Origin of the sequence: Parasulfitobacter algicola (genome assembly GCF_013315265.1) — a bacterium.
Lineage (GTDB): Bacteria > Pseudomonadota > Alphaproteobacteria > Rhodobacterales > Rhodobacteraceae > Parasulfitobacter > Parasulfitobacter algicola.
In genome coordinates this window covers 1-25,045 of the sequence record NZ_JABUFE010000016.1, presented here as the reverse complement: position 1 = coordinate 25,045, position 25,045 = coordinate 1, and the positions used below count along the sequence as shown (strand labels likewise).

The following is a 25,045-nucleotide window of genomic DNA, read 5'->3' as shown; positions in this document are numbered from 1 at the left end:
TTTCGTCTTTTTTAAGCTAAGCCAGACGACTCCAACCTCCGGGCAACGGCGCGCCATCTTTTGATGCTTCGTCACCTTCGGGTGTCGTGTTGCTACCTGTATCAGGTATTTCTGGGTCAACCCGGTCAAGCAGTTCCTGAATGGCGGCTAATACCTGGGGTACAGTTTCTATGTTACCCCGCGCGACAATTTCGGCCCAAACCTCAGAAGGTATTTGCTCATCTTCCTCTGCGACTTCATATTTTTCTGTTTCTTCAAGAACGTCAGGTTCAACGGCTAGTGGATGCTCAGCAACCTCTTCCTCAATGTATTCTTCGACAGCTTCAGTGTCTTCAACGGAGGTGGGTGTTGAAATATCAGGCGAAGCAAACTCTTCTATAACACTGCTGCTATCAGCAACGCTAAGTTCCTCTGCATTTGAAATAAGTTCGTCAGCCAAGCTTTCATCGGGCCGGAAATCATCCGCATCATCTGTGACAGGATGATTAAAGGCCGCAACTTCTGCAATCGGTTCCTCTTTCATCTCATCTGCAGCTGGCGCATCCATATACTGAAAAGATGAGACAGGCGCGACGGGTTCTGGTTGAATTTCAGGTTCTGGCGCAGAGGTCTCCTCGATCACCTCTTCATCAGTCGTCTCGGTCGCTCCTATTTGATCTTCTGGTTCAGAATCCGGCTGCAAGAAAGAAAAAGTATTTCTTGGTGTGATAGAAGGGATGTTGTTTTCAGACTGAATATCAGATGATGCAACATCATCGCCTAATTCTTCACGAATATCATCTGCTTGCTCCGGAACAATCTCAGGCTCTGGTTGAGGCGCAGAAAATGCATCACGAAGAGCATTCAGGCTACTTTTCGGCGCGGGTACATCTTCGGGAATATCGTTTTGAACGGGTGTAATGGTCGGCACAGTCGCAATATCGGGCTGTTGTGGCTGTTCAATTTTCTCTTCAATACCAAGTTGTTCTCGAATGTTATCTGCCTCGGCGGCGGGCAGTCTTTCGCGACGTTCTTCGGGACTTTTTCCAATTGGACGAGCGGGGCGGACAGGTGCAAACGACGGTACTCTTGATCCACTGTCTCGAACTGGACGATTAGGTTGAACAACACCTGGGAAGTTCTGAACATTTGATCCGTTGGATTTGTACCGAAACAGCATATTTCCACGTTCAGCGGTGATATCCGTGATTACGCCATCAAGGGCGGCCATGAATTCTTTGCCGCCACTCTGTCTCCAAGCGTCGCCAGTATCACCGGTATCGCGGGCATGAATGGCTTCCAGCAAAGACATGAAATGCCTGCTGCGAAACAATGGGGCTGCTTCGCGTTCAAGCCGGGCATCCACTTTCTGGCGATCAATATCCGTCGCAAGTTTATCAGAGCGGGTCACCAAAAGTAGACTTTTGTCTTTCAACCGGTCCGGAAGTGAAACCCAAGCACTGCGTTCGCTTTCGCGCCAGGCTTGCGTCGCATGAGTGCACCACAAAATCGCGTTCGCATACCCAACAGCATGCATCCAAACTTCTGCGGGAATATTCGGGTCCGAGATGCCAGGCGTGTCAATCAGATCGCAGCGCTTTAGAAATTCAGCCTTGCTATAGACGCGGATGAAACGGGTTTTTTTGACAGGGATCGTGCTGATATCGTTTAGATCAACAGAACGTCTGTTGCCATAAATGTCCATGCGGTACGGCTCACCTTCGCCATAACGCATCCAGATTGGCGGCAATTGGGTCGCGGTGATCTGTGTCGGTAAGACAGATTTGCCGATCAACAGGTTCAACAGTGTGGATTTGCCAGCGCTGAATTCCCCCATAAGAGCGATCGCAGGCTTCTTTTCAGCCCACCGTGCCAAACGTTCCATTTGGGCCGCGCTGACCGTGCGTATAGTCGAATTGCTTCCTGTCATCACTCGTTCCCCCTTAAACACCAAACCTTAAAACACAAAATCCTAAGCTGCGACACGCTCCAATCGTATTAGAACATCGCCAAGGGCTCCTTGTGTATCTTCAAGGTTTGCGCCTTCAGCACCTTGCTGTATTTGATCCGCGTTTTCAGGATTTTCCGCAAGTTTGATCAAAGTTTCATTTTGTTCGGCAATGAACTCACGTAAAGTACTGCGGATTTTCTCCAGAACCTCATTTACCTGCGTTTCCTTGAGTTCCTGAATGATTGCGCCCGACTCTGACTGGATCAGACGTGCATAATCTGCAGCAAACGCTTCAAAACCTTTGCGCTTTTGCCACCATTTGCGCCACCATGTGCTTTGCAAATCAAGTGCGATCGTTTTGCCCAGTACAACAGGTGGTGGAACGCGTGGGGGCACGGGGGGTTCAATATGAAACCCTTCCAATTCAACGCCAAAGCTTTCCACATATATCTTTTCAATGTCCGATGCGGCCGATGCATAAACGGCCGACGCATTTTTGCTGGCTGAGTTTGAAAAGTTCAAATAGCCCGCACGCAAAAGCAATCGAAGCCCATCAGGTTTATATTGCCATGACCCATGTTCACCGTTCTTTTGCAAATGGCTGATCAACGCGTCGGTTGCACGCTTGACAAAATTTGCTTCGGCTTTTTCCAGCCGTGCCATCAGGCCATCGTGCAACTCATCAAGTACTTTCTGAACACGTGTCTCATACGAGTCCGTCAATGCTTGCAAAGATGCTTTCAATTGTCTTTTGTCAACATTCACTGGGCCGGACAAACTAAACCGCATTTGTGTGGTCGATGTCGCAGCGCGCGCCTGGTTTGCAAGGTTAAGCGCACGCTTGCGCACTTTCTCAAGCGTCCGTTGGCCGCTGCCTTCACGAACACGTTCGTAGACCGAGTCCATCAGCGCAGGAACACCTGAAAGATACCAAGTGTGTGCCTCAACATCATCTGCTGCAAAGTCTTCTGCAGCTTGTGCCCATTCGATCAGCGCATCACGGCTTTCATCGGGCAGTGATGAAATTGAATTTGTCAGCGCTGCTTCGGCCCATTTTGCGCTGCCGAAAATAATCGAACAATCATCTGGTGCATTGTGGGATTTCAGTGTCGCACGAATGCTGTGTTCAATCTCAGGCACCTGAAGGGCAGGGTTTGGAAGTTCGTCAATCCGGTTCACGAACAGGATAACCTGACGTTTTTCGAGGTTCGAAATCAGGCGGATCAATGCCATATCCATCGTTGTCAAAGCCTGGTGGGCTGACAGAACAACCACACAAATCTCAGAATCGCGTACACTGCGGATCGTGATCTGTTCGCGCACCATAAATGTATCGTTTACGCCGGGGGTATCGCGCAAACACAAGGTGCCGGGGAATTCTGGCAGATCTACAAACAGCTCAGCTGATTTTGTGACGTCTGCATAATGTCCTCGTGAGCCGGGTTCCTGAACGTCATCAGATTCTTCTTCGCCCAGACAGACATATCTTTCGACTAACTCAGAGTCGTAATAGTCGTATCTGTGCTGTTGGCCCAAAAGCTCTTCAAAATCATCACCCAGACGCTTTTTTGTCTTGGCTTGCATTTCTGCAATCTGTTCCTGAATTTGACGCATTTCGTCATCTGCGCCGGCGCGTTCGGCCAGTTCACCCAATCGACCACCCGTGACGACCAGTTTATCCCACTCATCCTTGGCGAAAAAATCGAACAATGCTTTGGTTTTGGCGGATTGATGCTTTGGATTGATATGAAGCGTGGTCACAACGGATGTCCATGGGTTCACATCCGATGGCAAAAGCCCCGGGGATCCGACAAGTACATTCGTCAGTGCAGTTTTACCCGCTTTGACCTGGCCAACCAGCGTGACACTTGGTTCGAATTCATCCAGCTTTTTTTTCAGTGCCATAGCACGTGCAGCGGTGCGCTTGTCGCATACATCTGCCAGTTGCTGCACAGCTTTCGCTGTTTCGTCGAATGCGTAATTCAGCGGTTTCAGGCTATTCAACCCCAGTGGAAGAAGCCGTCTGTTTGCTGGAATGCACTCACCCTGTGCACCGTTTGTTTGTGACGTAACTGTCATACTTTTTTATTCCCCCATACCAAAACCTTAACAGATACAGTGTTAAGGCCTTCGATTATTGCATAGCCCCAGTGCTCGTCTCATGTTCATCAGGTAAATTATGAGCCGGTGTTTGAATTAAGCCAACGATCTCAATAGCCCTGTAAGTTAAATCTGTCATAATCTGATCCGAAAAAGAAGCCCGTGCCTCTGGATCAAGAACAACCGCAATATGATCATAGTCTTCAGTGCCAGAAAAATGCACCAAAGCATCTTCTTCAGCCAGATCATAAGTGTCTTGCTTTGAAAGTGCCCATGCTGCATTCGCCAGCAACTGAGTTGGCTCTTCCTTTTTCTTCATGCAAACGCAAACACCTGCACCATTCGCAACGGTTTCAATCATGCCAAGCTTTTTAAAAAGCTCTGCCTGTTTCGCTTCTTGCGACAATACTGGTTTATCCTTTGCGTCGTCCATATCTTAACACCCGTTAGCCATACCAAAGCTGACACATACTACCAAAGCCTGAGCGAATCCCAGAAAGTCTCAAAGTAACATCAAACACTCTTATCAGCCCAATCTATTAACTCATAAGCGTTTGCTTTGACCAAAATTGGGCACTCTTTGGACATCCGTGCCACTTTTGTAACGGGTTTTGCACTTAATGGTAAACAAAATCTAAACAAATCAACTTATAGGTGTTTTTTCAAATTCCCTAATTAATGCGATTCCTTTATCGTTTTCAAGGAAGTGCCCGATTCTATGACGCTGCGTACAATTTTCCATGACCATTAGGATTGTGGCATTATAAACGCAAAAGACGGTATAGTTTTACTTGTGTGATTCTCATGGAATAGGCTACGACTTGTCTAGGTAATCGGTTGGAGCACGTCATGAAATACCATTTTGTAACAGCTGTGGCACTTGCGGTTTTTCAGTTGGCAACCCCGATTAAAGCGCAATCATTGTCCGAAACGGGTGCAAGCCAGGGGCGGGATAAAAGCACTTTTTTCACATCACCATCCCAAAGCCGCGATTCACTTTCAGCGACAGGGGCGGGCACCGGCGCAAATAAGGGTATTGTTTTCCAGTCTGTCAGCCAGACGTCAACAAACCAAGCCCGGCTGACAGAAGATGCTTTGGCACTGATCGAAGATGATGTCTTGCGCAATATTCTGCAAAGCGCAGGTACATCTGTGACAGATCAGGGAAATTCCGAATATCTTGTCACAATCAAAACATCGGATTTGCGATTGCCATCTCAAACTGTTTCGGATGCAGGTCGCATCGGATTGCCGGCAACGATCAGTGCTGCAACTGTTGATACTGTTCTGATATTGGATAGACCATGGCAGGGTAATACTTTGCGATCAAATTCTCCGAAATTAACCAATATCAATATTCGAAATGCTCAAATCGAATGGGGTGCTTTGCAATTTCAGGCCCAGGGCGATGTCACGGTTGATGCGGCCGGGCGGCCCAATGGATCAATCCAGGTCACCTTACCTGACTGGCGACGCACGCTGATGCTAATGCCTGAAACCGGAACGGTTGATCGTGCAGAATTGCGCGAAGCAATGGAAGAAGCGGGTCGGGATCGTGGTCTGATTGTACCGCTGACAATAACCAACGGAACAGCCAAAGTGGGGCCATTCACGATTGGGCAGATTCCACCCTTGGTTTTGCAATAGCTGATTTTGGGCTGATTACTGTCGCGCGGACGTTTGTTTCGAAAGCTGCACAGCCAGAATGCCGCCGGCAATGATTGCAACACCCAAAATATCAAGCCAGCGAAGGCTTTCATTCAGAAACACAGCTGCAATCGCCACGCCTAAAAAGGGATTTAGAAAGTGGAATGTGGCGGCTTTGACAGCGCCAATGCGTCTGACCAATTGAAACCAGACGATTGTTGCCGCCAGACCCGGAATGAATGTTGTGTAGGTGAAAGCGGCGATTAGGCGCCAGCTAAGATCAATATTCACAGTCTCAAATGACACGGCCGGTATGGCAAGACAGACGCTTCCGATCAGCATCTGTAGCCCAACAATCATCAAGATATTTCCACCAGATGAAGCACCACGTACTGCCAACGTTGCCAAAGTTAATGACACCACGCCAATAAAACAAAGCATGATGCCGAAAAGATGGACATCACCCTGTAGACGTGCGCCCATAATCAAAACAACACCAGCAACACCGGCAAATAAACCGATAATTCCAACTGGCGGCATTTTTTCGCGGAAAATTATCCAACCAACCATCGCAACAAGAAGTGGCATGGTGGACGCGATAATAGCTGCAAGCGATGCCTCTATCGTTTGCATCGCGACAAAATTCAGACCCAGATAAAGTGCATTCTGGCAAATTCCGAAAACAATTGTGGCCAGCCATTGTCCTCTGGTCAGCTGCCAATTTTGTCCCACGGCGTGTGCGATAGCTACCGCAATTAATCCTGAAATTAGAAACCGCAGTGCTAATGCCGAAAGTGGTGGTGCCTCGCTTACGATAATCCGCGCGGATGTAAAGGCTGATGACCACATCAATGCGAAAGCCAGACCCATCAAAAGGGCGCGAATGTCCATTTGGGATCCTTGGGCCAATTCGGTCCAATTGGTATGGTTACAGTTCCTCAGAAAGTAAAGGCGATGGGTTGAACTGCTGTTCTGCGATGATGTCATTTCATTAAAAAAGGCGCCCTAAAACGCCTTTCTAGCCATTCAAATATAACTAAATCAGCTTGGCATATTCAGCTTGATTTCGTGCCGCCCGTCCATGTTTAATCCATCAGGATCAAAAACCACAGGGAAGTATTGGCGGACCAACTGTTCGCGCAGACCGCTTTCAATGGCGGCGTTCAAAGCCTGTCCCAATACGCCAGCATCGTCTTTATTGGCGGGGGAAAGATAAAGGTTGAAGTCACCATCATAGCTGACAATCAAATTTGGCTCGACGGCCAGATCAGGGTGCAGTGGCGCCTCTACTGCAATTTCCATAATGCCGCGGGAAAAATAATCAATATTGCGGTTACCTTCAGCCAGCATCCGATATATTTTTTGCCATTTACCAGTCGCAATGGTCACATCCAGATCATTTGCTTTCCAGATGTTGACGTCAAACCAGTTTTCGCCGAACCCGCCCATTAAACCGGATTCTTGCAAGTCTTTGACTGTTTTGATGTTCGCAAATGCATCCTGTTCACCGGGTCGAACAAAAAAGACCCGCTTGCCTAGCAGGCCGCCGGTCAGACCCACCGGTACGACCACTGCGTTTTCAACCGTTCCCCGCGACAACTTGAAGGTGGCCATGTTCTTTTCACCTTTAGTGATCATCGCCTCAATGCGGTTTTCCGTGGATTTTGCATCTACTGTAATTTCAGCAGTGTGCCCCTGCGCTTCCAGAGACTGCGACACGATATCAACGATGTATGCTGACATTGGGTGTTCCGGAATGGTTAATTTCACATCTGCAGCCGTTGCCGGAAGTCCAAACAGTGCCAAGGTCGTGACAATGACAGTCGTAAAGCGCGTTTTCATTTTAAGCGGTCCTGTGAATTTTTCAGATGCATCGCTCTTGGCATCAAAAATTGAACAAAGATTTAAATTCTGACCTGAGCTTCGTTGATTAATTTGTACTTAGAACAAAAAATGAACACTTTAGAAAAACCTAAGATGTTCACGTGCCATTAAGATCATTCAATTTAGTCATTACCGCAAACAAGCTGCGAGTCGCAGTTGGACGGTAAATGGAGAAAACGAATGCATAGCTGGTTCAAGCGTCTGTCAGTAAAACAAAAACTGTTAATCCCTTTACTTGTTGCGTTTTTCATATTCAATGTCGCCTATACAGTTTTCTGGTCGCAGCGCTATAGCAGCAAAATGCAAGAGGCTTTTGAAACAGAAGCCCTTTTTGCAGAAACATTTGCAGCCCCATCATTGGCAAAAGCTGTCTGGGATTACGAAACCGCCCCCGCAGAAAAAGTTCTGGTTGGCCTTGAAGATATGCAAAGCTTTCTCTTTGCCAAAGTCTATACTGACGGTGACGTATTCGCAGAACATCAGCTGGAAGATATCAGCGATGATATTTGGCCGGACCGTATTTCTGATCTGCTTGCAAACGAGGATCTATTTGCATCTGCGATTTACGGCGACACTCTTTTAAAGCGCGTACCGCTTCTGAATGCCGATGGGGACTTTGTCGGGAATTATGTACTGGGCCTTTCCAAATCCCACATCATCCAACAGACACGTGCTGCCAATATCATGGCTTTGGTTATTGGGGTTTTTGTGTTTTGCGGAATTGGTACATTGGTTTTCTTTTCCGCAAACGCTGTGACCAAGCCGATGTCTCTTCTTATTGCCGATATTACAAAGTTGCGGGCGGGTGAAACAGAGTTTGATATCACGACTGCCAAGCGCGCCGACGAGTTGGGAAAACTTGGCCTGGCAATTGAAGAATTCCGCGAAAATATGATTGAGAAAAACCGCCTGGAACAGGAAGAAGCACTCGCGCGTGCAGAACAAGAAGCGATGCGCAAACAGCTTGCACTGGAAGAACAACAACGGATTGAAAAAGATAAGGCTGATCTGATCAAACGGCAGGCCGATCAGGAAAAGCAACGTAAACTTGAAGACGAGCGTCGTGAAAAGGCCGAAGCTGAACAACGCGATCGCATGGAAGTGCAATCCACTGTTGTTGGGGCCTTGGCCGAAGGTTTGTCACTGCTTGCGCATGGGGATCTGACCTGCCGCATCACAGAAAGCTTCCCCGGTGAATACGATACATTGCGCAAAGATTTTAACGCAGCGGTCGTGCAGCTGGAAAACAGCATTGAAGCGATCAACAAAAACGCAATCACAGTTTCATCGACGGCAACTGAAATCTCGGCTGCGATAAATCAACTGTCATTGCGCACGGAGCAACAGTCACATTCATTGGCCGATACTGCGGGATCAATTGATGAGTTAACGGCAAGTACCGAATTCACATCGACGTCCACTGAAAAAGTCAGCAAAGTCATGAAAGAAACCCACGACGGCTTTGTTCAAAGTAATGACCTTATTACCGATGCTGTATCTGCGATGTCAGAAATCCGCGCATCTTCGGACCAGATTTCAGCGATTACTTCCGTTATCGATGACATCGCGTTTCAAACAAACCTTCTTGCTTTGAACGCCGGTGTTGAAGCTGCGCGCGCAGGGGATGCCGGTCGCGGATTTGCCGTTGTCGCATCCGAGGTTCGCGGCCTTGCGCAGCGCGCGGGCGAAGCTGCGAAAAAGATCAGAGATTTGATTTCCCGCAGCACACAGCAGGTCAAAACTGGCTCAGACCTTGTGACTTCAACAGGTGAGGCATTGAAAAATATGGTCGATCTGGTTGAAGATGCGACATCTTTGGTGAATGAAGTAAACGGATCTGCCAAGCAAAACGCAAACAGTATTCAAACCGTAAAAGTTGCTTCGGGTAACTTGGATATTGTCACACAGCAAAATGCGGCGATGGCCGAAGAAACATCTGCGGCCACTCAGCAGCTTGTTCACGAAGCTGAAAAATTGGCGGCTGCGTTGTCGAACTTTATCGTAAGCGGTATGGCAGTGGATAATACTGATATTGAACACAAAGCTGCTTAGGCTATTCGGTCTAGATATAATGCAAATCGCTAAGCAAAGCCGCGTATGTTCTTCATCGCATCTAACGCAAAGTATTTGCATAGCCGCCTTGACAGCGAGACGATAAACACAGATATGCGGCACAGTGAATGAGTTCTGCCGCGTGAGCAGGTGAGCCGTTTGAAATGGTTCAAAACCTTCGCTGACCTATAGTTTCCCACATCACGCAGGGTTGCAACGTTACAAGCGACGTGTCGACAATTCGGTTGACCGTTAGTTTGAAGCGTAACCCTGACGTTGGTCGCCTGGAACAAATGGCACCTTCATCAGATATTTTTATGGGCCGATTGGCCCAACGAAAGGAAATCCGAATGGATTTTGAAATGCTGGGCCTTGCGCCTCGCCTTATTGCTAAGCTTGCTGAAAACGGTATTCAGAAGCCGACCCCGATTCAAAGCCAGGCCATTCCGCATGCGATGAATGGCCGGGACGTTATGGGCCTTGCGCAAACCGGAACTGGCAAAACTGCCGCTTTTGGCTTGCCGTTGATTCATACGCTGTCGACTGACGGCAGCACAGCGGGCCCCAAAACGGTACGCGGGCTTGTTTTGGCACCTACTCGGGAATTGGCAAAACAAATCTCGGACAGCTTGCGGGATTGGACCAAAGGATCGCACCTGAAAGTCGGTTTGGTTGTTGGCGGCACGTCAATCAACGCACAAATCCAGCGCTTGGCGCGCGGGACAGATTTGCTGATTGCCACACCCGGGCGACTGATCGATTTGCTGGATCGCAAGGCATTGACGCTGAATGACACCCGCTTTCTGGTTTTGGACGAAGCAGACCAAATGCTGGATTTGGGCTTTATTCACGCATTACGCCGGATTTCGACACTTTTGCCGGCTGAACGTCAAACTATGCTGTTTTCGGCAACCATGCCAAAACAAATGGCAGACCTTTCACAGACATTTCTGAATAAACCGGTTCGGGTAGAAGTTGCCCCGGCTGGTAAAGTGGCCGACAAGATCACGCAGTCTGTTCATTTTGTGGCCCAAGCTGCCAAAGTCAGCTTACTGATTGAATTGCTGGATGCCCATAAAGATGAGGTTTCATTGGTGTTCGCGCGTACAAAACACGGTGCTGAACGGTTAATGAAACAGCTTGATAAGGCTGGTTTTGCTGCGGGGTCTATTCACGGCAATAAAAGTCAGGGCCAGCGGGACCGCGCAATCAAGGAATTGCGTTCTGGTAAAATCCGCGTGTTGGTGGCAACAGATGTGGCGGCGCGGGGAATTGATATTCCGGGCGTGGGCTATGTCTATAACTTTGATCTTCCGAACGTGGCTGAAAACTATGTTCACCGTATCGGTCGTACTGCGCGGGCGGGGGCGTCGGGTAAGGCGGTCAGCCTGTGTTCATCGGATCAGATGTCAGAATTGAAATCTATTCAAAAGATCATGTCGCTGACCATTCCGGTTGCCAGCGGTAAAGCGTGGGAAGTCGATACAAAGGCCGCCCCGAAGAAACGGGGTCCATCGCGCAGACGCAAACCTGCTAGACGCAGCAACAATAGCGCGCGCTACGCGGCTTAACCGTTCATCAGTCCTGATGGCCTTCTTCACGGATGGCCGTCATCCGCAACTGAAACAAATTACGTTTCAGTCTACCGCAAAAATGAAAAGGGCCGCAAAAAGCGACCCTTTTAATATCCAGATAGCTTGTCCCGAAGGATTAGCTGTTCACACTGTCTTTCAGCGCTTTTGCAATTGTCATTTTGACAACCTTGTCAGCGTCTTTCTTGATTTGCTCACCCGTGGCTGGGTTGCGAACCATACGCTCTGGGCGTTCACGGCAATAAATTTTGCCAACACCTGGAAGAGTAACGGCACCGCCGCCGGATACTTCTTTCGTGATCAAACCTGTGATCGCATCAAGTGCTGCGCCCGCTGTTTTTTTGTCTGCGTCCATATGTTCAGCCAGTGCAGCAACCAGCTGTGTCTTTGTCATGGGTTTTGCCATATTGTCAGGTCTCCTTATACCGCCCTATTATGTTGGGCCTCATTGGGCGCATTTAACGGAATATCGCGGTGCGACACAATGTGTAGTAGGGGGCAGACATGTAAAAATCCCTATATTGTGCGGCATTTTTGACGCGATTTACAGGAATGCGGTCTCTTCAAAGCTGCGCAGCTTACGAGAATGCAACCTTTCAAGGGGCATTTCGCGCAGATGTTCCATCGCCCGGATGCCGATCATCAGGTGGCGCGCGACCTGAGTCTTATAGAAGTCCGAGGCCATCCCGGGCAGTTTCAGCTCTCCGTGCAGGGGTTTGTCAGAGACGCACAGCAACGTGCCGTAAGGTACACGGAACCGAAAGCCGTTGGCCGCGATGGTTGCGCTTTCCATGTCCAGCGCGATGGCGCGGGATTGGGACAGGCGCTGCACGGGTCCGGATTGGTCGCGCAGTTCCCAGTTGCGGTTGTCGATCGTGGCGACTGTGCCGGTGCGCATCAGACGTTTCAGGTCAAAGCCCTCAAGCTCGGTCACCTGTTCGACCGCCGTTTCCAGCGCGATCTGGATTTCGGCCAGCGCCGGAATCGGCACCCAGACGGGCAGATCGTCATCCAGCACGTGATCTTCGCGCAGGTAAGCGTGGGCCAGAACGAAATCCCCCAGGGACTGGCTGTTGCGCAGCCCCGCGCAGTGGCCGACCATCAGCCAGGCATGGGGGCGCAGAACGGCGATGTGGTCGGTTGCGGTTTTCGCGTTCGATGGCCCGACGCCGATATTGACCAGAGTAATCCCCGCCTGACCAGCGCGCTTGAGGTGATAGGTCGGCATCTGCGGCATCTTGGCGGGCGGTGACATGGCGGTGACGCCATCGGTAATCTCATCGTTACCGGGGCCCACGAAGCTGGTGTAGCCGCTGTTCGGATCGGACAGCATCTGGCGGGCGTATGCTTCGAATTCTTCGACATAGAACTGATAGTTGGTGAACAGCACGTGGTTCTGGAAATGTTCGGCGGCGGTGGCGGTATAATGCGCCAGACGGGCCAGTGAATAATCCACCCGCTGCGCGGTAAAAGGCGCCAAGGGGCCTGAGCCGTCTTCGTGTGTGAAGCCATAGCCGTTTACAATATCGTCGTTGGTGGTCGACAGATCAGGCACGTCGAAGACATCGCGCAGGGTAAAGGCCATTGCGCCTTCCTGTGGGACCTGCACGTTGGCGTCATTGGCCACGGCGAAATGCACGGGGATCGGTGTGAGCGAGGCGCCGATTTCAACGCCCACTTTATGATTGTCCAGGATCAGTCCGATTTGCTGGGTCAGGTAATGGCGGAACAGATCGGGGCGTGTCACGGTCGTGGAATAGACGCCGGGGGCTGCGACATGGCCAAAGCTAAGACGGCTGTCGACCTGGGCGAAGCTGGTCGTTGTGATGCGGATTTCGGGATAAAACGCCCGATAGCGCGACGCCGGTTTGCTGCCGCCCACGCTTTCGGTGAAGCGATCACACAGGAAGCGGGTCGATATCTGATAAAGCTCGATCAGGCGGTCGGCGGCTTTGTTAGCATCGTGAAAGATTTCCGGCCCCGGACAGTCAGGGGTGACAACGGGCAGGTTCGGGTCGCTGACGTTCATGCGGGGGCCTTTTCAAACAGATCTGTGATTTCGAATTTGGTGACATCGACCAATCCAAGATCAGAGATGCGTAACTCTGGGATGACAACAAGTGCAAGCAGGGAATGCTGCATATAGGCGTTATTCAGCGTGCACCCGCAAGCACGCATGGCCGCCACCATCTGATCGGCCTTGGCGGCAACCTCGGTGGCGGGGGCGTCTGACATCAGACCGGCGATGGGCAATTCCACAAGCGCCAGTTCCTGACCATTCTGCCAAACGGTGATGCCGCCGCCAACCTCGCCCAGGCGGTTCGCCGCGCGGGCCATGTCATCGCGGCTGGTGCCAACGACGATCATATGGTGACTGTCATGCGCCACGGTTGAAGCGATGGCCATAGGCCCCCGATAGCCAAAACCCGATACAAAGCCGTTGATGACCTGACCCGTGCCGCGGTGGCGCTCAACCAGGGCGATCTGGCAGATATCGGCGGCCTCATCCAGTTCGACCAGCCCGTCTTCCACGCTGAGTTCAGCAGTCAATGCTTTGGTGGGGGCCTGATTTTCAACGACGCCGATCACTTTCGCGGTGACGGTGTTTGCGCCGTCGGGGGCAGGGATGTTGAAATCATCCGCCTGCAGATCTTTGCCCAGATGAACAGTGCTGCGCGCATCATCGGGCCACGCCAGATGCGGACAATCGACAGAGATCTGGCCATGTTCGGCCACAGTTACGCCGCGCGCAATGACCTGTTCAATTGGCAGCGTTTTCAGATCAGAGGTCAGGATCAGATCGGCCCGCCTGCCGGGGGCGATGGACCCCAGATCTCGTTCCAGGCCGAAGTGGGTCGCGGTGTTGATCGTGGCCATCTGCAGCGCGACGACGGGGTTACAACCACAGTCAATTGCGTGCCGGACCACACGGTTCATATGCCCGTCATTGACCAATGTGCCCGAATGGCAGTCATCGGTGCACAGGATGAAACTGCGGGAATCCAGACCCTTTTCAGTTACAGCGGTGATCTGACTTTCGACGTCATACCAGGCGCTGCCAAGGCGCATCATGGCGCGCATCCCCTGACGGACGCGGGCCATCGCGTCGGCCTCAGACGTGCCTTCGTGATCATCCGCCGGACCGCCGGCGGCGTAGGCGTGAAAATCGGGGCCAAGATCGGGGCTGGCATAGTGACCACCCACGGTTTTTCCGGCCTCCTGAGTTGCGGCGATCTCGGCCAGCATCTTGGCATCACCGTGGATCACGCCAGGGAAATTCATCATCTCGCCCAGACCGACGATGCCGGGCCAGACCATGGCTTCGGCCACATCATCGGGGGTGATTTCATGGCCCGTCGTTTCCAGCCCCGGGGCCGAGGGCGCGCAGGACGGCATCTGGGTGAAAATGTTGATGGGTTGTAAAAGTGCTTCGTCATGCATCAGCCGTACGCCGCGCAGACCCAACACATTCGCGATCTCATGCGGGTCGGTGAACATGGTCGTCGTGCCGTGGGGAATGACCGCGCGGGCGAACTCGGCCGGGGTCAACATACCCGATTCGATATGCATATGCGCGTCACACAAACCGGGAATCATATAGCGGCCATCGGCGTGAATCACCTGTGTGGCATCGCCAATGCAATGTGACGCGTCCGGCCCGCAGTACGCAAAGCGGCCATCGGCGATCGCAATGTCGCTATTTGGCAACAGCTCGCGCGTATGGACATTGACCCACGTACCGCCCTTAATAACTAAGTCAGCAGGTGCACGACCGCCCGCCACAGCGATCAGGCGGGCGGCGGATTGTGGCCAAGTTTGAAATTCAACTGTCATGGCTCAAGTTGACACGCAATAAGACGGTGTTCAAGCTGATCTGGCTTTACCGGTCATTGATACGGAAATAGGTAATATAGTTATGGATTATGAAACGGTCAGCCCTTCGGTTTTTGGGCGCTCCCTGCGGGGCGTTGGGCTGAATATACTGGTCAGGGACGTCAACGAAGAAGTCGATTTTCTGACAAAACTATTCGGGTTGAAAGCCCATAGGATCAGTACTGATTTTGCAATTCTGATCCACGATGGTGATATCTTGCAAGTCCATTCAGATGGCGCATATGGCGCACATCCATTGCTGGGCATTCTGCCTGAATCTGCACCGCGTGGTGCAGGCGCAGAGATTCGCCTTTTCGGTATTGATCCTGACGTGGCTGCGAAAATGGCGGCTGAAATGGGCGCGACTGTTTTACAGGACCCGTCCGATAGACCCCACGGTCTGCGCGAATGCCACATTATGAGCAAAAATGGCTATGTCTGGGTGCCAAGCGTGCCCGATGGATCGGTTTTGCCCATCGAAAATACGGTACGCGAAAAGACGCTATTGTCGTTCGGCCATGGTTATTCAGCCCAGGCTTTGGGCAAGGGATTGAAAAAACAGGGTTGGAGCATCTTTGCCACGACTCGGTCCAAACAAAAAGCTGAACAGTTTGAGCTTGATGAACTGAACCCGGTTCTGTGGCCCGACGGTGATCTGCAGCCCGCGCTTGCGCAGGCATCCCATATCCTGATTTCGGCAGGCCCAGATGCGGATGGTGATCCGACCTTGCGCAAGCTGAAAAATGAAATCATCGCAATCGCACCACAACTGACCTGGGTTGGCTATCTGTCGACGACCGGTGTTTATGGCGACCACGATGGCGAATGGGTCGATGAAACAACAGACCTTGCCCCGACAACCGAACGCGGCAAACAGCGCATGCAGGCCGAGGCCGACTGGCAATCCATTCCCGATCTGCCGCTGCATATCTTTCGTCTGGCAGGCATCTATGGTCCCGGCCGCGGACCGTTCCAAAAGGTGATGTCTGGCAACGCACGGCGGATCATAAAGGGCAAGCAGGTGTTCAGCCGCATCCATGTGGATGACATCGCGCAGGTTCTGCAGGCTTCGATCAATGCGCCAAATCCAGGTGCGATCTATAACGTTTGCGATGACGAAGCCGCCCCACCCCAGGACGTCATCGCCTATGCCGCCGAGATTTTGGGCTTGCCCATCCCGCCCGTTGTTGCGTTTGACGAAGCGGATCTGTCGCCTATGGCGCGCAGTTTTTATGCCGAAAATAAACGGGTGCTGAACGAAAGAATTAAGGATGAATTGGGCGTAAAGCTGAAATACCCCGACTATCGCAGCGGTCTTAAGGCGTTGCTTGAGGCCGGCGAGGTAAAAGGTGGTTCAGTAACGCGGCCAAAATCACCACAATCGTCAGTAGGATCAGCGCTATCATGAAATTGCTGACATAAAAGGTCAGCCGTTCTGTGAATGTCATATCGTTCAAAAACGGATACGGCAGGCCACTGGTCACGCTGCCTGCCGGAAAATTGCTAAGGCGCTGAACGATACCTTCGATCCATGCAACATACAGGCTGATAACAACCGCAATCCCGACAGCGGCCCAAAGGGGGCGGCGATTGCCCCGGTGGATGAACAGGGCGTCGATCCATTGCAGCATCGGGCCAAGCAGATGCAGATAGTATTCCCGCCACCAGACGGGTTCATCGCTGTTCACCAGTGCCGGATCAATAAAATAAAGCCGCCAGTACAAAAACACCACCATTCCGTTCAGCACAGCGGTGATCGTCACCATTGCATCCCAGCGCATATCTGACCTGTCTTCCATAACGGCGATCATGCGGGATGCACAGAAAAATGACGCCAGTAATGCCCAGATCGTCAAAAACCGAAACGGCCCGCCAAGCTGCGCATAGCTGCTGAAAAACATCATATAAAGTGAGTATCCAGCCGCCAGCAGAAAGACGAGCCAGCGGTAGTATAGGATGGGTTTTGAGCGTCTGATATCGTTCATCGGTTTTGAATAAGCGATATGCGCCCTGGCGCAAAACCAAATCTGAGTGACGCTACGCCAGTTAAGCCCTTTTACTGTCCAACTGCGCGACACCCAGGGTGTCCAGCACTTTGGCTTCGATATCTTCGGCATTCAGCTTGGCGACCGCATACATATCCCGCGGGCCTGCCTGATCGATAAAGGTATCAGGCAGAACCATGGACCGGTATTTCAGGCCGGTATCGAACACCTGTTCTTCGGCCAGCAGCTGCGCAACGTGGCTGCCGAAGCCGCCGATGGCGCCTTCCTCGATCGTGATCAGCGCCTCATGATTCGCGGCCAGTTGCAGCATCAACTCGCGGTCCAGAGGCTTGGCGAAACGGGCGTCGGCAATGGTGGGGTTGATCCCCTTGGCGGCCAGATTTTCGGCGGCTTTCTGGACCTCTTGCAAACGGGCACCAAAAGACAGAAGGGCCACGCGGCTGCCGTCCTGAATGATGCGGCCTTTGCCTATTTCCAGTGGTTGCGGGTCCTCTGGCATCTCGACGCCGGTGCCTTCACCGCGCGGAAAGCGGAATGCGATCGGGCCGTCGTCATGGGCCACGGCGGTGGCGACCATACGGGTCAATTCGGCCTCATCCGCGGCGGCCATGACCACAAAACCCGGCAGATTGGCCAGATAGGCCACATCAAAAGCGCCCGCGTGCGTTGCGCCATCAGCGCCCACTAGCCCAGCGCGGTCAATCGCAAAGCGCACAGGCAATCGTTGGATCGCCACATCATGCACCACCTGATCATACCCGCGCTGCAGGAAGGTCGAATAGATCGCCGCAAATGGCTTCATGCCGCCCGCCGCCAGACCGGCCGAGAATGTCACACCGTGCTGTTCGGCAATGCCTACATCAAAGCAACGGCTCGGATAGCGTTCGGCGAACAGTTTCAGGCCTGTGCCGTCTGGCATGGCCGCGGTCACGGCGCAGACCTTGTCGTCTTTTTCGGCCTGTTTGATGAGCGCCTCGGCGAACACCTTTGTATAGCTGGGCGCGTTTGAGGCCGCCTTTTTCTGTTCGCCCGTCACCACGTCGAATTTGCTGACACCGTGCCCCTTATCACGCGCGGCCTCGGCCGGGGCATAACCTTTGCCCTTTTTCGTGATGGCGTGGATCAGGATCGGCCCGGTGGCGCGATCCTTGACCGTGCGCAAGACGGCCAGAAGCTGTTCCATGTCGTGCCCGTCGATGGGGCCAAGATAGGAAAAGCCCAGTTCTTCAAACAAGGTCCCGCCCACGGTCATATGTTTCAGCATATCCTTGGCCCGCCGCGCCCCTTCCTGCAGGGGTTCGGGCAGCAGGCTGACAGCACCCTTGGCGGCGGCCTTCAGTTCCTGAAACGGGGCGCCGGCGTAAAGCCGGCTAAGATAGCTGGACATGGCGCCGACGGGGGGCGCGATGCTCATTTCATTATCGTTCAGGATCACGATCAGCCGCTTTTTCAGGTGGCCTGCGTTGTTCATCGCCTCGTACGCCATACCCGCGCTCATCGCGCCGTCACCGATCACTGCGATGCAATCGCCAATCCCATGTTCGGGCGCACCGCCCAGATCGCGGGCCACGGCAAAGCCAAGCGCGGCCGAGATCGAGGTCGAGCTATGCGCGGCGCCGAACGGGTCATAGGGGCTTTCCGACCGTTTGGTAAACCCGCTCAGCCCATCCTTTTGGCGCAGGGTGCGGATGCGATCACGCCGTCCGGTCAAGATTTTATGGGGATAGCACTGATGGCTGACGTCCCAGATGATCCGGTCCTTGGGGGCATCGAAGACAGCGTGCAGGGCCACCGTCAGTTCGACCACACCCAGACCTGCGCCCAGATGCCCGCCTGTGACCGACACCGCGCTGATCGTTTCAGACCGAACCTCATTTGCCAGTTGCCGCAACTCAGAATCGCTGAAGCCCTTCATATCGGCAGGGCTGTGTACTTTGTCCAACAGCGGAGTATTCGGTTTGTGTCCCATAATATTGCCTTCCAATGGCGCGTTATTTGTCGCGCGAGATAACAAAGCGAGCGGCCTCTTTCAACGGAGCGGCGTTGTCGCCGTAAGGGTCAAGCGCCGCTTCGGCCTGTTCCACCAGTTCCAGCGCGCGGGCCTTTGCACCCTGCAGCCCTAAAAGCGAAACGAATGTGGCCTTTCCGGCGTCTGCGTCTTTTTGCAAGCGTTTTCCGGCGGTTGCCGCATCGCCCTCAACATCCAAGATGTCGTCGGCGATTTGAAAGGCAAGGCCAAGCGCCTGCGCATACTGCCGCAGTGCGGTGGGGTCATCACCCGCAAGGATCGGTCCGGCCTGCGCCGCCCATGAAATCAGCGCACCGGTTTTCCGAGCTTGCAGGTCGGTGATCTGTTCCAGTGTCAGGGCGGCTTTGGCCGTTTCAGCCGCGATATCGGCGGCTTGCCCCCCGACCATCCCCGCAATTCCTGCGGCTTTCGCAAGACTGACAACCAAGTCCATCACGTGATCGGCGGGATATTTCAGCTGACCGAGACACTCAAAAGCCAGCGATTGAAGGGCATCTCCGGCCAGAACGGCCGTGGCCTCGTCCCATTTCTTGTGAACCGTCGGTTTGCCACGCCGTATGCCATCGTCATCCATGCAGGGCAGATCATCGTGGATCAGACTGTAGGCATGGATGCATTCAATGGCCTTGGCGGCAGGCAACGATTTGCCATGAGGAATACCATGCAGCCGCCCGCCTTCGTACACCAGATAGGCACGCAGGCATTTACCGCCGTCAAGCGCATAGCGCATCGCATCTGCAACAGGGCCATCTTGATTCTTGAACTGCTCTGCAATCCAGCCGGGGACAAACAGCGATGTTATCTCCAGCGCCTCATCAAAGGGGTGGGGATCAAACCCAATCGGGTCAAAGGGCTGACCGTCGAGTCTATACCCCATCAAGCGGCGCCGTCCCGGTGGGTTTACCCGTTTCATCCAGAGTGATTTTGGCCACCTTTTCCTCAGCCGCCTTCAGCTTGGCCTCGCAATGCTTTTTCAGCTCGGCCCCGCGTTCGTAAAGCGTGATCGACTGTTCCAGCGGCACGTCGCCGCCTTCCAGTTGACCGACGACACGTTCCAGCTCGGCCATGGCTTCTTCAAAGCTCATCTCGCTGACTTGTTTTTCACTCATGCGCCTCGCTCCATCAAAACTTTCACGTGTGCAGCCGCACTGGCCGCCAAAGCGTCCAAATCATAGCCGCCTTCTAAAGTCGAGACCACACGACCCCCACAATGTTTATCGGCCAGATCACACAAACCCCGTGTAACCCAGTCAAAGTCATCCTCGACCAGGTTCAGCCCCGCCAATGGATCATCTGCATGTGCATCAAATCCAGCCGAAATCAGCAGAAGTTGCGGAGAAAAGCGATCAATCGCGCGGAAAACCTGTTGCTGTATCACTTTTCGAAACGCCGATGATCCTTCGCCTGCCCTTAGCGGGATGTTTAGCACGTTGTTATGCGCGCCGGTTTCATGGGTGTGACCTGTACCGGGATACAGCGGCATCTGATGGGTCGATGCAAAGAAAACACGCTTATCGGCTTCCAGCAAATCTTGTGTGCCGTTGCCGTGGTGTACGTCAAAATCCACAATCGCCACCCGCGCCAACCGGTGATGATCCAGCGCATATTTGGCGGCAATCGCAATGTTGCCCAACAGACAAAACCCCATCGGCGTCTGCTTTTCCGCATGATGACCGGGCGGACGCACAGCGCAAAACGCATTCGCCACATCGCCGTTCATCACCATATCAACGGCCTTTACACAGGCCCCCGCCGCCCGAAAGACCGCATCAAGCGTTCCCGGCGACATATAGGTGTCAGGATCCAGCGCCACTGATCCCTTATCAGGGGCCGCTTCGCGCAGCGCATGCAGATGTCCGGCGGGATGCACACGAATTATATCATCATCGGCCACCAAAGGCGCCTTTTCGCGCTGCAGATCCAGATCGTCCAGCGCGCGCAAAACATATTCAAGCCGCGCCACCTGTTCGACATGACCAAGGGGCGTGATGTGACCAAGACAATCGGGGTGTGTGATAAGGGCTGTTGTCATATACTGATACAAGTCGAAACCATTCATCAGCACAAGGAAAGATTAAGGTGTCATACCGCATTCTGATTCCTATGATTATTGGATTGAGCGTATGGCAAGCACAGGCGCAAGATATGCTGCTTATGGTTCAATCGGATTTGAACGAGGACGGCATAGTTGAAGACATTACACTTCTTTATGATGAAAACTCGGATAGTGCCGATCTGAAAATCCAATCGGCTGGCCAGCCTGATATAATAGCGCGGAATATTGCCTGGGTCGGCCAGTTCATGGAACAAAAGCCATTTCTGGAACGACTTGAAGACGGATCGATTTTGGTCGTGTCCCTGAACGAAGCAATCCACCGCATTCGTTGGAGTATCTCACTGGAACTTGGGTATGACGACGGAAGGTATGTGGTCACGCGGTACGTATATACGTATCGTGACACGCTTGATCTTGACAACAATGGCAGTTGTCAGTTGGACCTGATCAGCGGGCAGGGTATACGTTGGACGAATGATGTACCCAAAGACATTCAGACTACTATGCGGGCTATACCGGTCATGAAATGGGGGACGTCTGGGCAGATCACATCAGATATAAAAAATGTATGTGGTATCTGATCATGGGGGTCTGTTTTCAGAAATCCAGACACTGGGTGCGCAGCCCATCACGCGCAAAAATTCGCGATTGAAGTTGGACTTGGTATTGAAGCCACTGTTCAGCATTGCAAGCGTAACAGGCTCATCCGCTTTCAAACGGTCGCAGGCATATCGGATTCGAAATTCATTCACATAGCGCGACACATTCTGCCCCGTGGCCCGATTGATCGCGGCAGATACTTGTTTCGCAGGCACCCGCAACCGTTTGGACAGCCGCACCAACGTCAGGTCGGGGTCCAGAAAAAGCTGTTCGGATGTCATCAGGTGCTTTAGTCGCGCCATCACATCGCTGTCGCGTTGCACATCTTGCGGGCTTATGTCGGGCGCCGACTCGGGTGCATCAGTGGTCAGGCTTTGCGACAGGCTAAGCATGCCAATAATCCCCAAAGACAATGATGAAAACACACTGATGATCCACGGGCGCAACCATCCTGCGTCCATCATCTGTGTCATGGCGATCAATCCATCGCTGAAGGCTGACAGGATCAATGCCAGCGCAATGCCAGCCCAGATCCGCCGGGGCAGATCGCCTGTTTCAAGCCGCATCATCGGCAGCCCATCCGACCCTGCGCGCAAGGCCATCAGGATCGCCAGCCCGTAGATCAGGAAAACCCCCGGCACAACAATATCCAGCGCAACCGGTTCAAATACAACGCAAAAAACGGTGAAACCCACAGGCAAAAGATGCAGCGCATCGCGGGCCGGATCAAAAGCCCGCACTGCCGTCGCCCGAAAGGTTACCCAGGCCAGCGGTGGTATGATCACAGCGGTCACAGGCGCGATCCAGCGGAACGTCTCAACCCCGTAATGCTGGACCATAGAAATCACCAAACCCTGCCAGGCACTTGCCGCCAGCAGGCTTAGAAACAGCCAGGATTTGCGGCGTGCCATCAGGGCCCTTAGGAATAAGAACGCCAGCAACAGCGACATGATCAAGGGTATCGGTAAGGCAATCATTTGCAAAAACCTCGTATTTGGCCCGTTCAATGGACCCAAAACCGGTTTTGATCGACCTAAAACCGGTTTCAGGACGCAGATATTCGCCAAACCTCGCAAATGGAAAGCAGATTTCAACGCAGAAAAAAGGAACGCGTTATGAGGAAACTGCTTTTAACCGTGGCTGTCACTTTGGCTGGAACTGCCGCGCAGGCACAGGATTTTGCAGGCTATGATCAACTGACCATAGATGCAGAACACCGCACGCGACCCATTGCTGGATCAATCTGGTATCCTGTTGGAACGCCGACCTATCGCGGTCTGATTGGCGACAATGCTGTTTTCCAAGGCACCTCGGCTTATGTCGGCGCAGCGGTCAAAGAGGGGTCTTACCCCTTAGTCCTGCTCTCGCACGGGTCAGGCGGCAACATGGATGGTCTTGGCTGGCTTTCCTCGGAACTGGCCAATCGCGGGATCATGGTGCTGGCCGTCAATCATCCGGGCAGTACATCGGGCGACTCCTCTCCTCGTCGGTCCATTCTTTTGGATGATCGCGCCGCTGATATCAGCGAAGCTCTTGATCACATTCTGGCCGACCCGACGTTTGGCCCAAAGATTGATCAAAGCCGGATCGTCAGTGTCGGGTTTTCACTGGGCGGAACGACCGTTCTGACCCTTGCTGGCGCCCGCCTTGAACGGGACCTTTATCGCGATTACTGCGCCCGCTTACCTGATGCCGAAGACTGTGTGTTTTTCAAAAAAGGCGGTGTCGATTTCGACAATCTGCCGGAAAGCTGGACCAATGATATGTCCGACCCGCGCCTGACAGCAGCCATAGCGGTCGATCCAGGCATGACATACGCCATCGCACCACAGACCGCCGCCACTATGACACTGCCGATCATGGTGCTAAGCCTTGGTGGTCCGGGTCTGTTGTGGAAGGCCACCGATGTTGGTCCAACAGGCAGCAATCTGATGGCAAACCTGCCTAATGGCACCCGTCAGACTGTAACGCAGGCCAATCACTTCAGCTTTCTAGGGCTGTGTAAACCTGAGGGCGCGGCAATTCTGATCGAAGAAAAGGACGACCCTGTTTGCAATGATCCCCAAGGATCCATTCGCAGCGAAGTGCACCAACAATCCATCGAAAAGATCGCTGCATTTGTTCTGAAATAATCAATCTGCGGCGGGCCACGCCTGCCGCAGACTTTTAGATCAATGTGGTATACTTTGGCGTATCATCTGCATATAAACTATCCCGAAAATACACAGATATAATATTGTTTGATCGAATTGGATTTCATTCATGATACTGCGCATAGCAATTTTTATCTGCTTGGCGCTGGCGCTTTTCTTTGGGTATGTTTGGGCATTTACTTTGTATGGCGGGCAAGGGCAGGGCGAGGTCGGAGCGATTATCTACGGCCCAATCATGTTGTTATCATTTGGTCTGTTGTTCGTCTTTTGGGCTCTGATGACATGGCTTGCGTGGCTGCGCCATCGTAAAACATGGCTGGCGATTGTTATCTTTTTAGCACTTCCCATCTTTGCAGTGGTCTGGAATTTCAGCATAAATCCGGTAAAAGATATCGAAAAACGCTGTGCGTTGATCAGGGCAGAGCGGTTTGTCGATGCAAGATTGGAAGCATTGGCCAGCGTACCGCAGACCGTTGAAACATTAAAAGCGGAACGGGAACGCTTTGCTAAGGATGCGCCAAGAACCCCGCGCAATGACTATGACGGACCGATACATAGAACCAAAGCACGCTATTACATCCTGAACAGCTTATATCTTGGCATCATTTTCGACGATCCGTTGTCGCACTCCTATCGCGAAAATCCCCCGGTTCAGCCAGAATGCACGCAGTTTCCGCAGATTTTTGCTGACGTCTATGATCCTGATATGCATCAGGATCGCTATATTCAGTATTGTGGTGTTCCACAGGCGGTGGTTGCTCCCTATGTGAACTCACTTCTCTAATCGGGCGTTTAGGTCAAGTTCATTTCATCGTTTTATTCCCGCTCTTCGGGATCATTGTCTCTCATCCGGGTCACACTTCTCTACGCAGTCATTGATGGCCCGGTTCAGTTGGACCGCTGCATGCATGTGTCGGATTGGACGTGGAGCGCCCCGCTTAGTCTCGCGCTTCAAGTTGCGCAGTGAGCTTTTTCGGCGTCATCCACTGACCTCGTCCGGTGAGGGACGATCCCGTCTTTGGCTTCAGGAAGGGGTATCAGGTCATGCAATTCCCTCCATTTTCCCATGACGGAACTCGGTGTTGTCAGCCCACATGCGGTGCATGATGACGGCCAACTTTCT

The 25,045-nt window shown here is 52.6% G+C and carries 21 protein-coding genes; 7 read left to right on the top strand and 14 right to left on the bottom strand.

The features are described 5' to 3' along the window. Window positions 1-16: 16 nt before the first annotated feature. The 3 genes from HRQ87_RS18055 to HRQ87_RS18045 are packed head-to-tail and all read right to left on the bottom strand — an operon-like array spanning window position 17 to window position 4,463. A complete protein-coding gene (locus tag HRQ87_RS18055) occupies window positions 17-1,909 on the bottom strand; it encodes a dynamin family protein (protein ID WP_174139843.1) in 1,893 nt (630 codons plus the stop codon). Window positions 1,910-1,951: 42 nt separating this feature from the next. Further along, entirely contained in the window at window positions 1,952-4,009 is a 2,058-nt protein-coding gene (locus HRQ87_RS18050) for a dynamin family protein (RefSeq protein WP_174139842.1), read from the bottom strand. Between the two features lie 55 nt (window positions 4,010-4,064). Continuing rightward, a complete protein-coding gene (locus HRQ87_RS18045) occupies window positions 4,065-4,463 on the bottom strand; it encodes a hypothetical protein (RefSeq protein WP_174139841.1) in 399 nt (132 codons plus the stop codon). Between the two features lie 416 nt (window positions 4,464-4,879). Here HRQ87_RS18045 and HRQ87_RS18040 point away from each other — a divergent pair, with 416 nt between their 5' ends. After that, a complete protein-coding gene (locus HRQ87_RS18040) occupies window positions 4,880-5,677 on the top strand; it encodes a DUF2125 domain-containing protein (RefSeq protein WP_174139840.1) in 798 nt (265 codons plus the stop codon). Window positions 5,678-5,692: 15 nt separating this feature from the next. Here HRQ87_RS18040 and HRQ87_RS18035 read toward each other — a convergent pair whose 3' ends face one another. Continuing rightward, entirely contained in the window at window positions 5,693-6,568 is an 876-nt protein-coding gene (locus tag HRQ87_RS18035) for a DMT family transporter (RefSeq protein WP_174139839.1), read from the bottom strand. A 150-nt stretch (window positions 6,569-6,718) separates the two neighbouring features. Then, window positions 6,719-7,519 carry a hypothetical protein gene (locus HRQ87_RS18030; RefSeq protein WP_174139838.1) on the bottom strand — a complete coding sequence of 267 codons (801 nt, stop codon included), beginning with the start codon at window positions 7,517-7,519 and terminating at the stop codon, window positions 6,719-6,721. A gap of 222 nt (window positions 7,520-7,741) precedes the next feature. On the opposite strand from HRQ87_RS18030, the gene HRQ87_RS18025 reads away from it, so the two are divergent. Further along, entirely contained in the window at window positions 7,742-9,613 is a 1,872-nt protein-coding gene (locus tag HRQ87_RS18025) for a methyl-accepting chemotaxis protein (protein WP_174139837.1), read from the top strand. A 350-nt stretch (window positions 9,614-9,963) separates the two neighbouring features. After that, the gene (locus HRQ87_RS18020; protein ID WP_174139836.1) at window positions 9,964-11,184 is read left to right on the top strand and encodes a DEAD/DEAH box helicase; all 1,221 of its coding nucleotides are present in this window, start codon (window positions 9,964-9,966) and stop codon (window positions 11,182-11,184) included. A 139-nt stretch (window positions 11,185-11,323) separates the two neighbouring features. Here HRQ87_RS18020 and HRQ87_RS18015 read toward each other — a convergent pair whose 3' ends face one another. From HRQ87_RS18015 to ade, 3 genes are all read right to left on the bottom strand, one after another. After that, window positions 11,324-11,611, bottom strand: a complete 288-nt coding sequence (locus tag HRQ87_RS18015) for an HU family DNA-binding protein (RefSeq protein WP_174139835.1) — start codon at window positions 11,609-11,611, stop codon at window positions 11,324-11,326. A 138-nt stretch (window positions 11,612-11,749) separates the two neighbouring features. Further along, window positions 11,750-13,234, bottom strand: a complete 1,485-nt coding sequence (locus tag HRQ87_RS18010; RefSeq protein ID WP_174139834.1) for an AMP nucleosidase — start codon at window positions 13,232-13,234, stop codon at window positions 11,750-11,752. Further along, a complete protein-coding gene (gene ade, locus HRQ87_RS18005; RefSeq protein ID WP_174139833.1) occupies window positions 13,231-15,039 on the bottom strand; it encodes an adenine deaminase in 1,809 nt (602 codons plus the stop codon). The genes HRQ87_RS18010 and ade overlap by 4 nt, the downstream gene beginning before the upstream one ends. 514 nt (window positions 15,040-15,553) lie before the next feature. On the opposite strand from ade, the gene HRQ87_RS17995 reads away from it, so the two are divergent. Further along, a complete protein-coding gene (locus HRQ87_RS17995) occupies window positions 15,554-16,486 on the top strand; it encodes a Rossmann-fold NAD(P)-binding domain-containing protein (RefSeq protein ID WP_174139859.1) in 933 nt (310 codons plus the stop codon). Here HRQ87_RS17995 and HRQ87_RS17990 read toward each other — a convergent pair. From HRQ87_RS17990 to HRQ87_RS17970, 5 genes are all read right to left on the bottom strand, one after another. After that, window positions 16,395-17,063 carry an androgen-induced gene 1 family protein gene (locus HRQ87_RS17990; RefSeq protein WP_174139832.1) on the bottom strand — a complete coding sequence of 223 codons (669 nt, stop codon included), beginning with the start codon at window positions 17,061-17,063 and terminating at the stop codon, window positions 16,395-16,397. The genes HRQ87_RS17995 and HRQ87_RS17990 overlap by 92 nt on opposite strands. A 61-nt stretch (window positions 17,064-17,124) precedes the next feature. Further along, complete coding sequence (gene dxs, locus HRQ87_RS17985) at window positions 17,125-19,053, bottom strand: 1-deoxy-D-xylulose-5-phosphate synthase (RefSeq protein ID WP_174139831.1); 1,929 nt, start codon at window positions 19,051-19,053, stop codon at window positions 17,125-17,127. A 22-nt stretch (window positions 19,054-19,075) separates the two neighbouring features. Next, complete coding sequence (locus HRQ87_RS17980; protein WP_174139830.1) at window positions 19,076-19,990, bottom strand: polyprenyl synthetase family protein; 915 nt, start codon at window positions 19,988-19,990, stop codon at window positions 19,076-19,078. Beyond that, window positions 19,980-20,222 (bottom strand): exodeoxyribonuclease VII small subunit, encoded by a 243-nt coding sequence (locus HRQ87_RS17975; protein ID WP_174139829.1) that lies wholly within the window; start codon window positions 20,220-20,222, stop codon window positions 19,980-19,982. Before HRQ87_RS17975 ends, HRQ87_RS17980 begins: the two co-directional genes overlap by 11 nt. Then, window positions 20,219-21,145 (bottom strand): histone deacetylase family protein, encoded by a 927-nt coding sequence (locus HRQ87_RS17970; protein WP_174139828.1) that lies wholly within the window; start codon window positions 21,143-21,145, stop codon window positions 20,219-20,221. The genes HRQ87_RS17975 and HRQ87_RS17970 overlap by 4 nt, the downstream gene beginning before the upstream one ends. 47 nt (window positions 21,146-21,192) lie before the next feature. Here HRQ87_RS17970 and HRQ87_RS17965 point away from each other — a divergent pair, with 47 nt between their 5' ends. Beyond that, entirely contained in the window at window positions 21,193-21,750 is a 558-nt protein-coding gene (locus HRQ87_RS17965) for a hypothetical protein (RefSeq protein WP_174139827.1), read from the top strand. Here HRQ87_RS17965 and HRQ87_RS17960 read toward each other — a convergent pair whose 3' ends face one another. Then, window positions 21,751-22,746, bottom strand: a complete 996-nt coding sequence (locus HRQ87_RS17960; protein ID WP_174139826.1) for a helix-turn-helix domain-containing protein — start codon at window positions 22,744-22,746, stop codon at window positions 21,751-21,753. It abuts the gene before it with no gap. A gap of 138 nt (window positions 22,747-22,884) precedes the next feature. Here HRQ87_RS17960 and HRQ87_RS17955 point away from each other — a divergent pair, with 138 nt between their 5' ends. Together HRQ87_RS17955 and HRQ87_RS17950 are read left to right on the top strand one after the other, a co-directional pair. Then, window positions 22,885-23,901 carry an alpha/beta hydrolase family protein gene (locus HRQ87_RS17955; RefSeq protein WP_174139825.1) on the top strand — a complete coding sequence of 339 codons (1,017 nt, stop codon included), beginning with the start codon at window positions 22,885-22,887 and terminating at the stop codon, window positions 23,899-23,901. A 130-nt stretch (window positions 23,902-24,031) separates the two neighbouring features. Then, window positions 24,032-24,706, top strand: a complete 675-nt coding sequence (locus HRQ87_RS17950; protein WP_174139824.1) for a hypothetical protein — start codon at window positions 24,032-24,034, stop codon at window positions 24,704-24,706. Window positions 24,707-25,045: the final 339 nt, after the last annotated feature.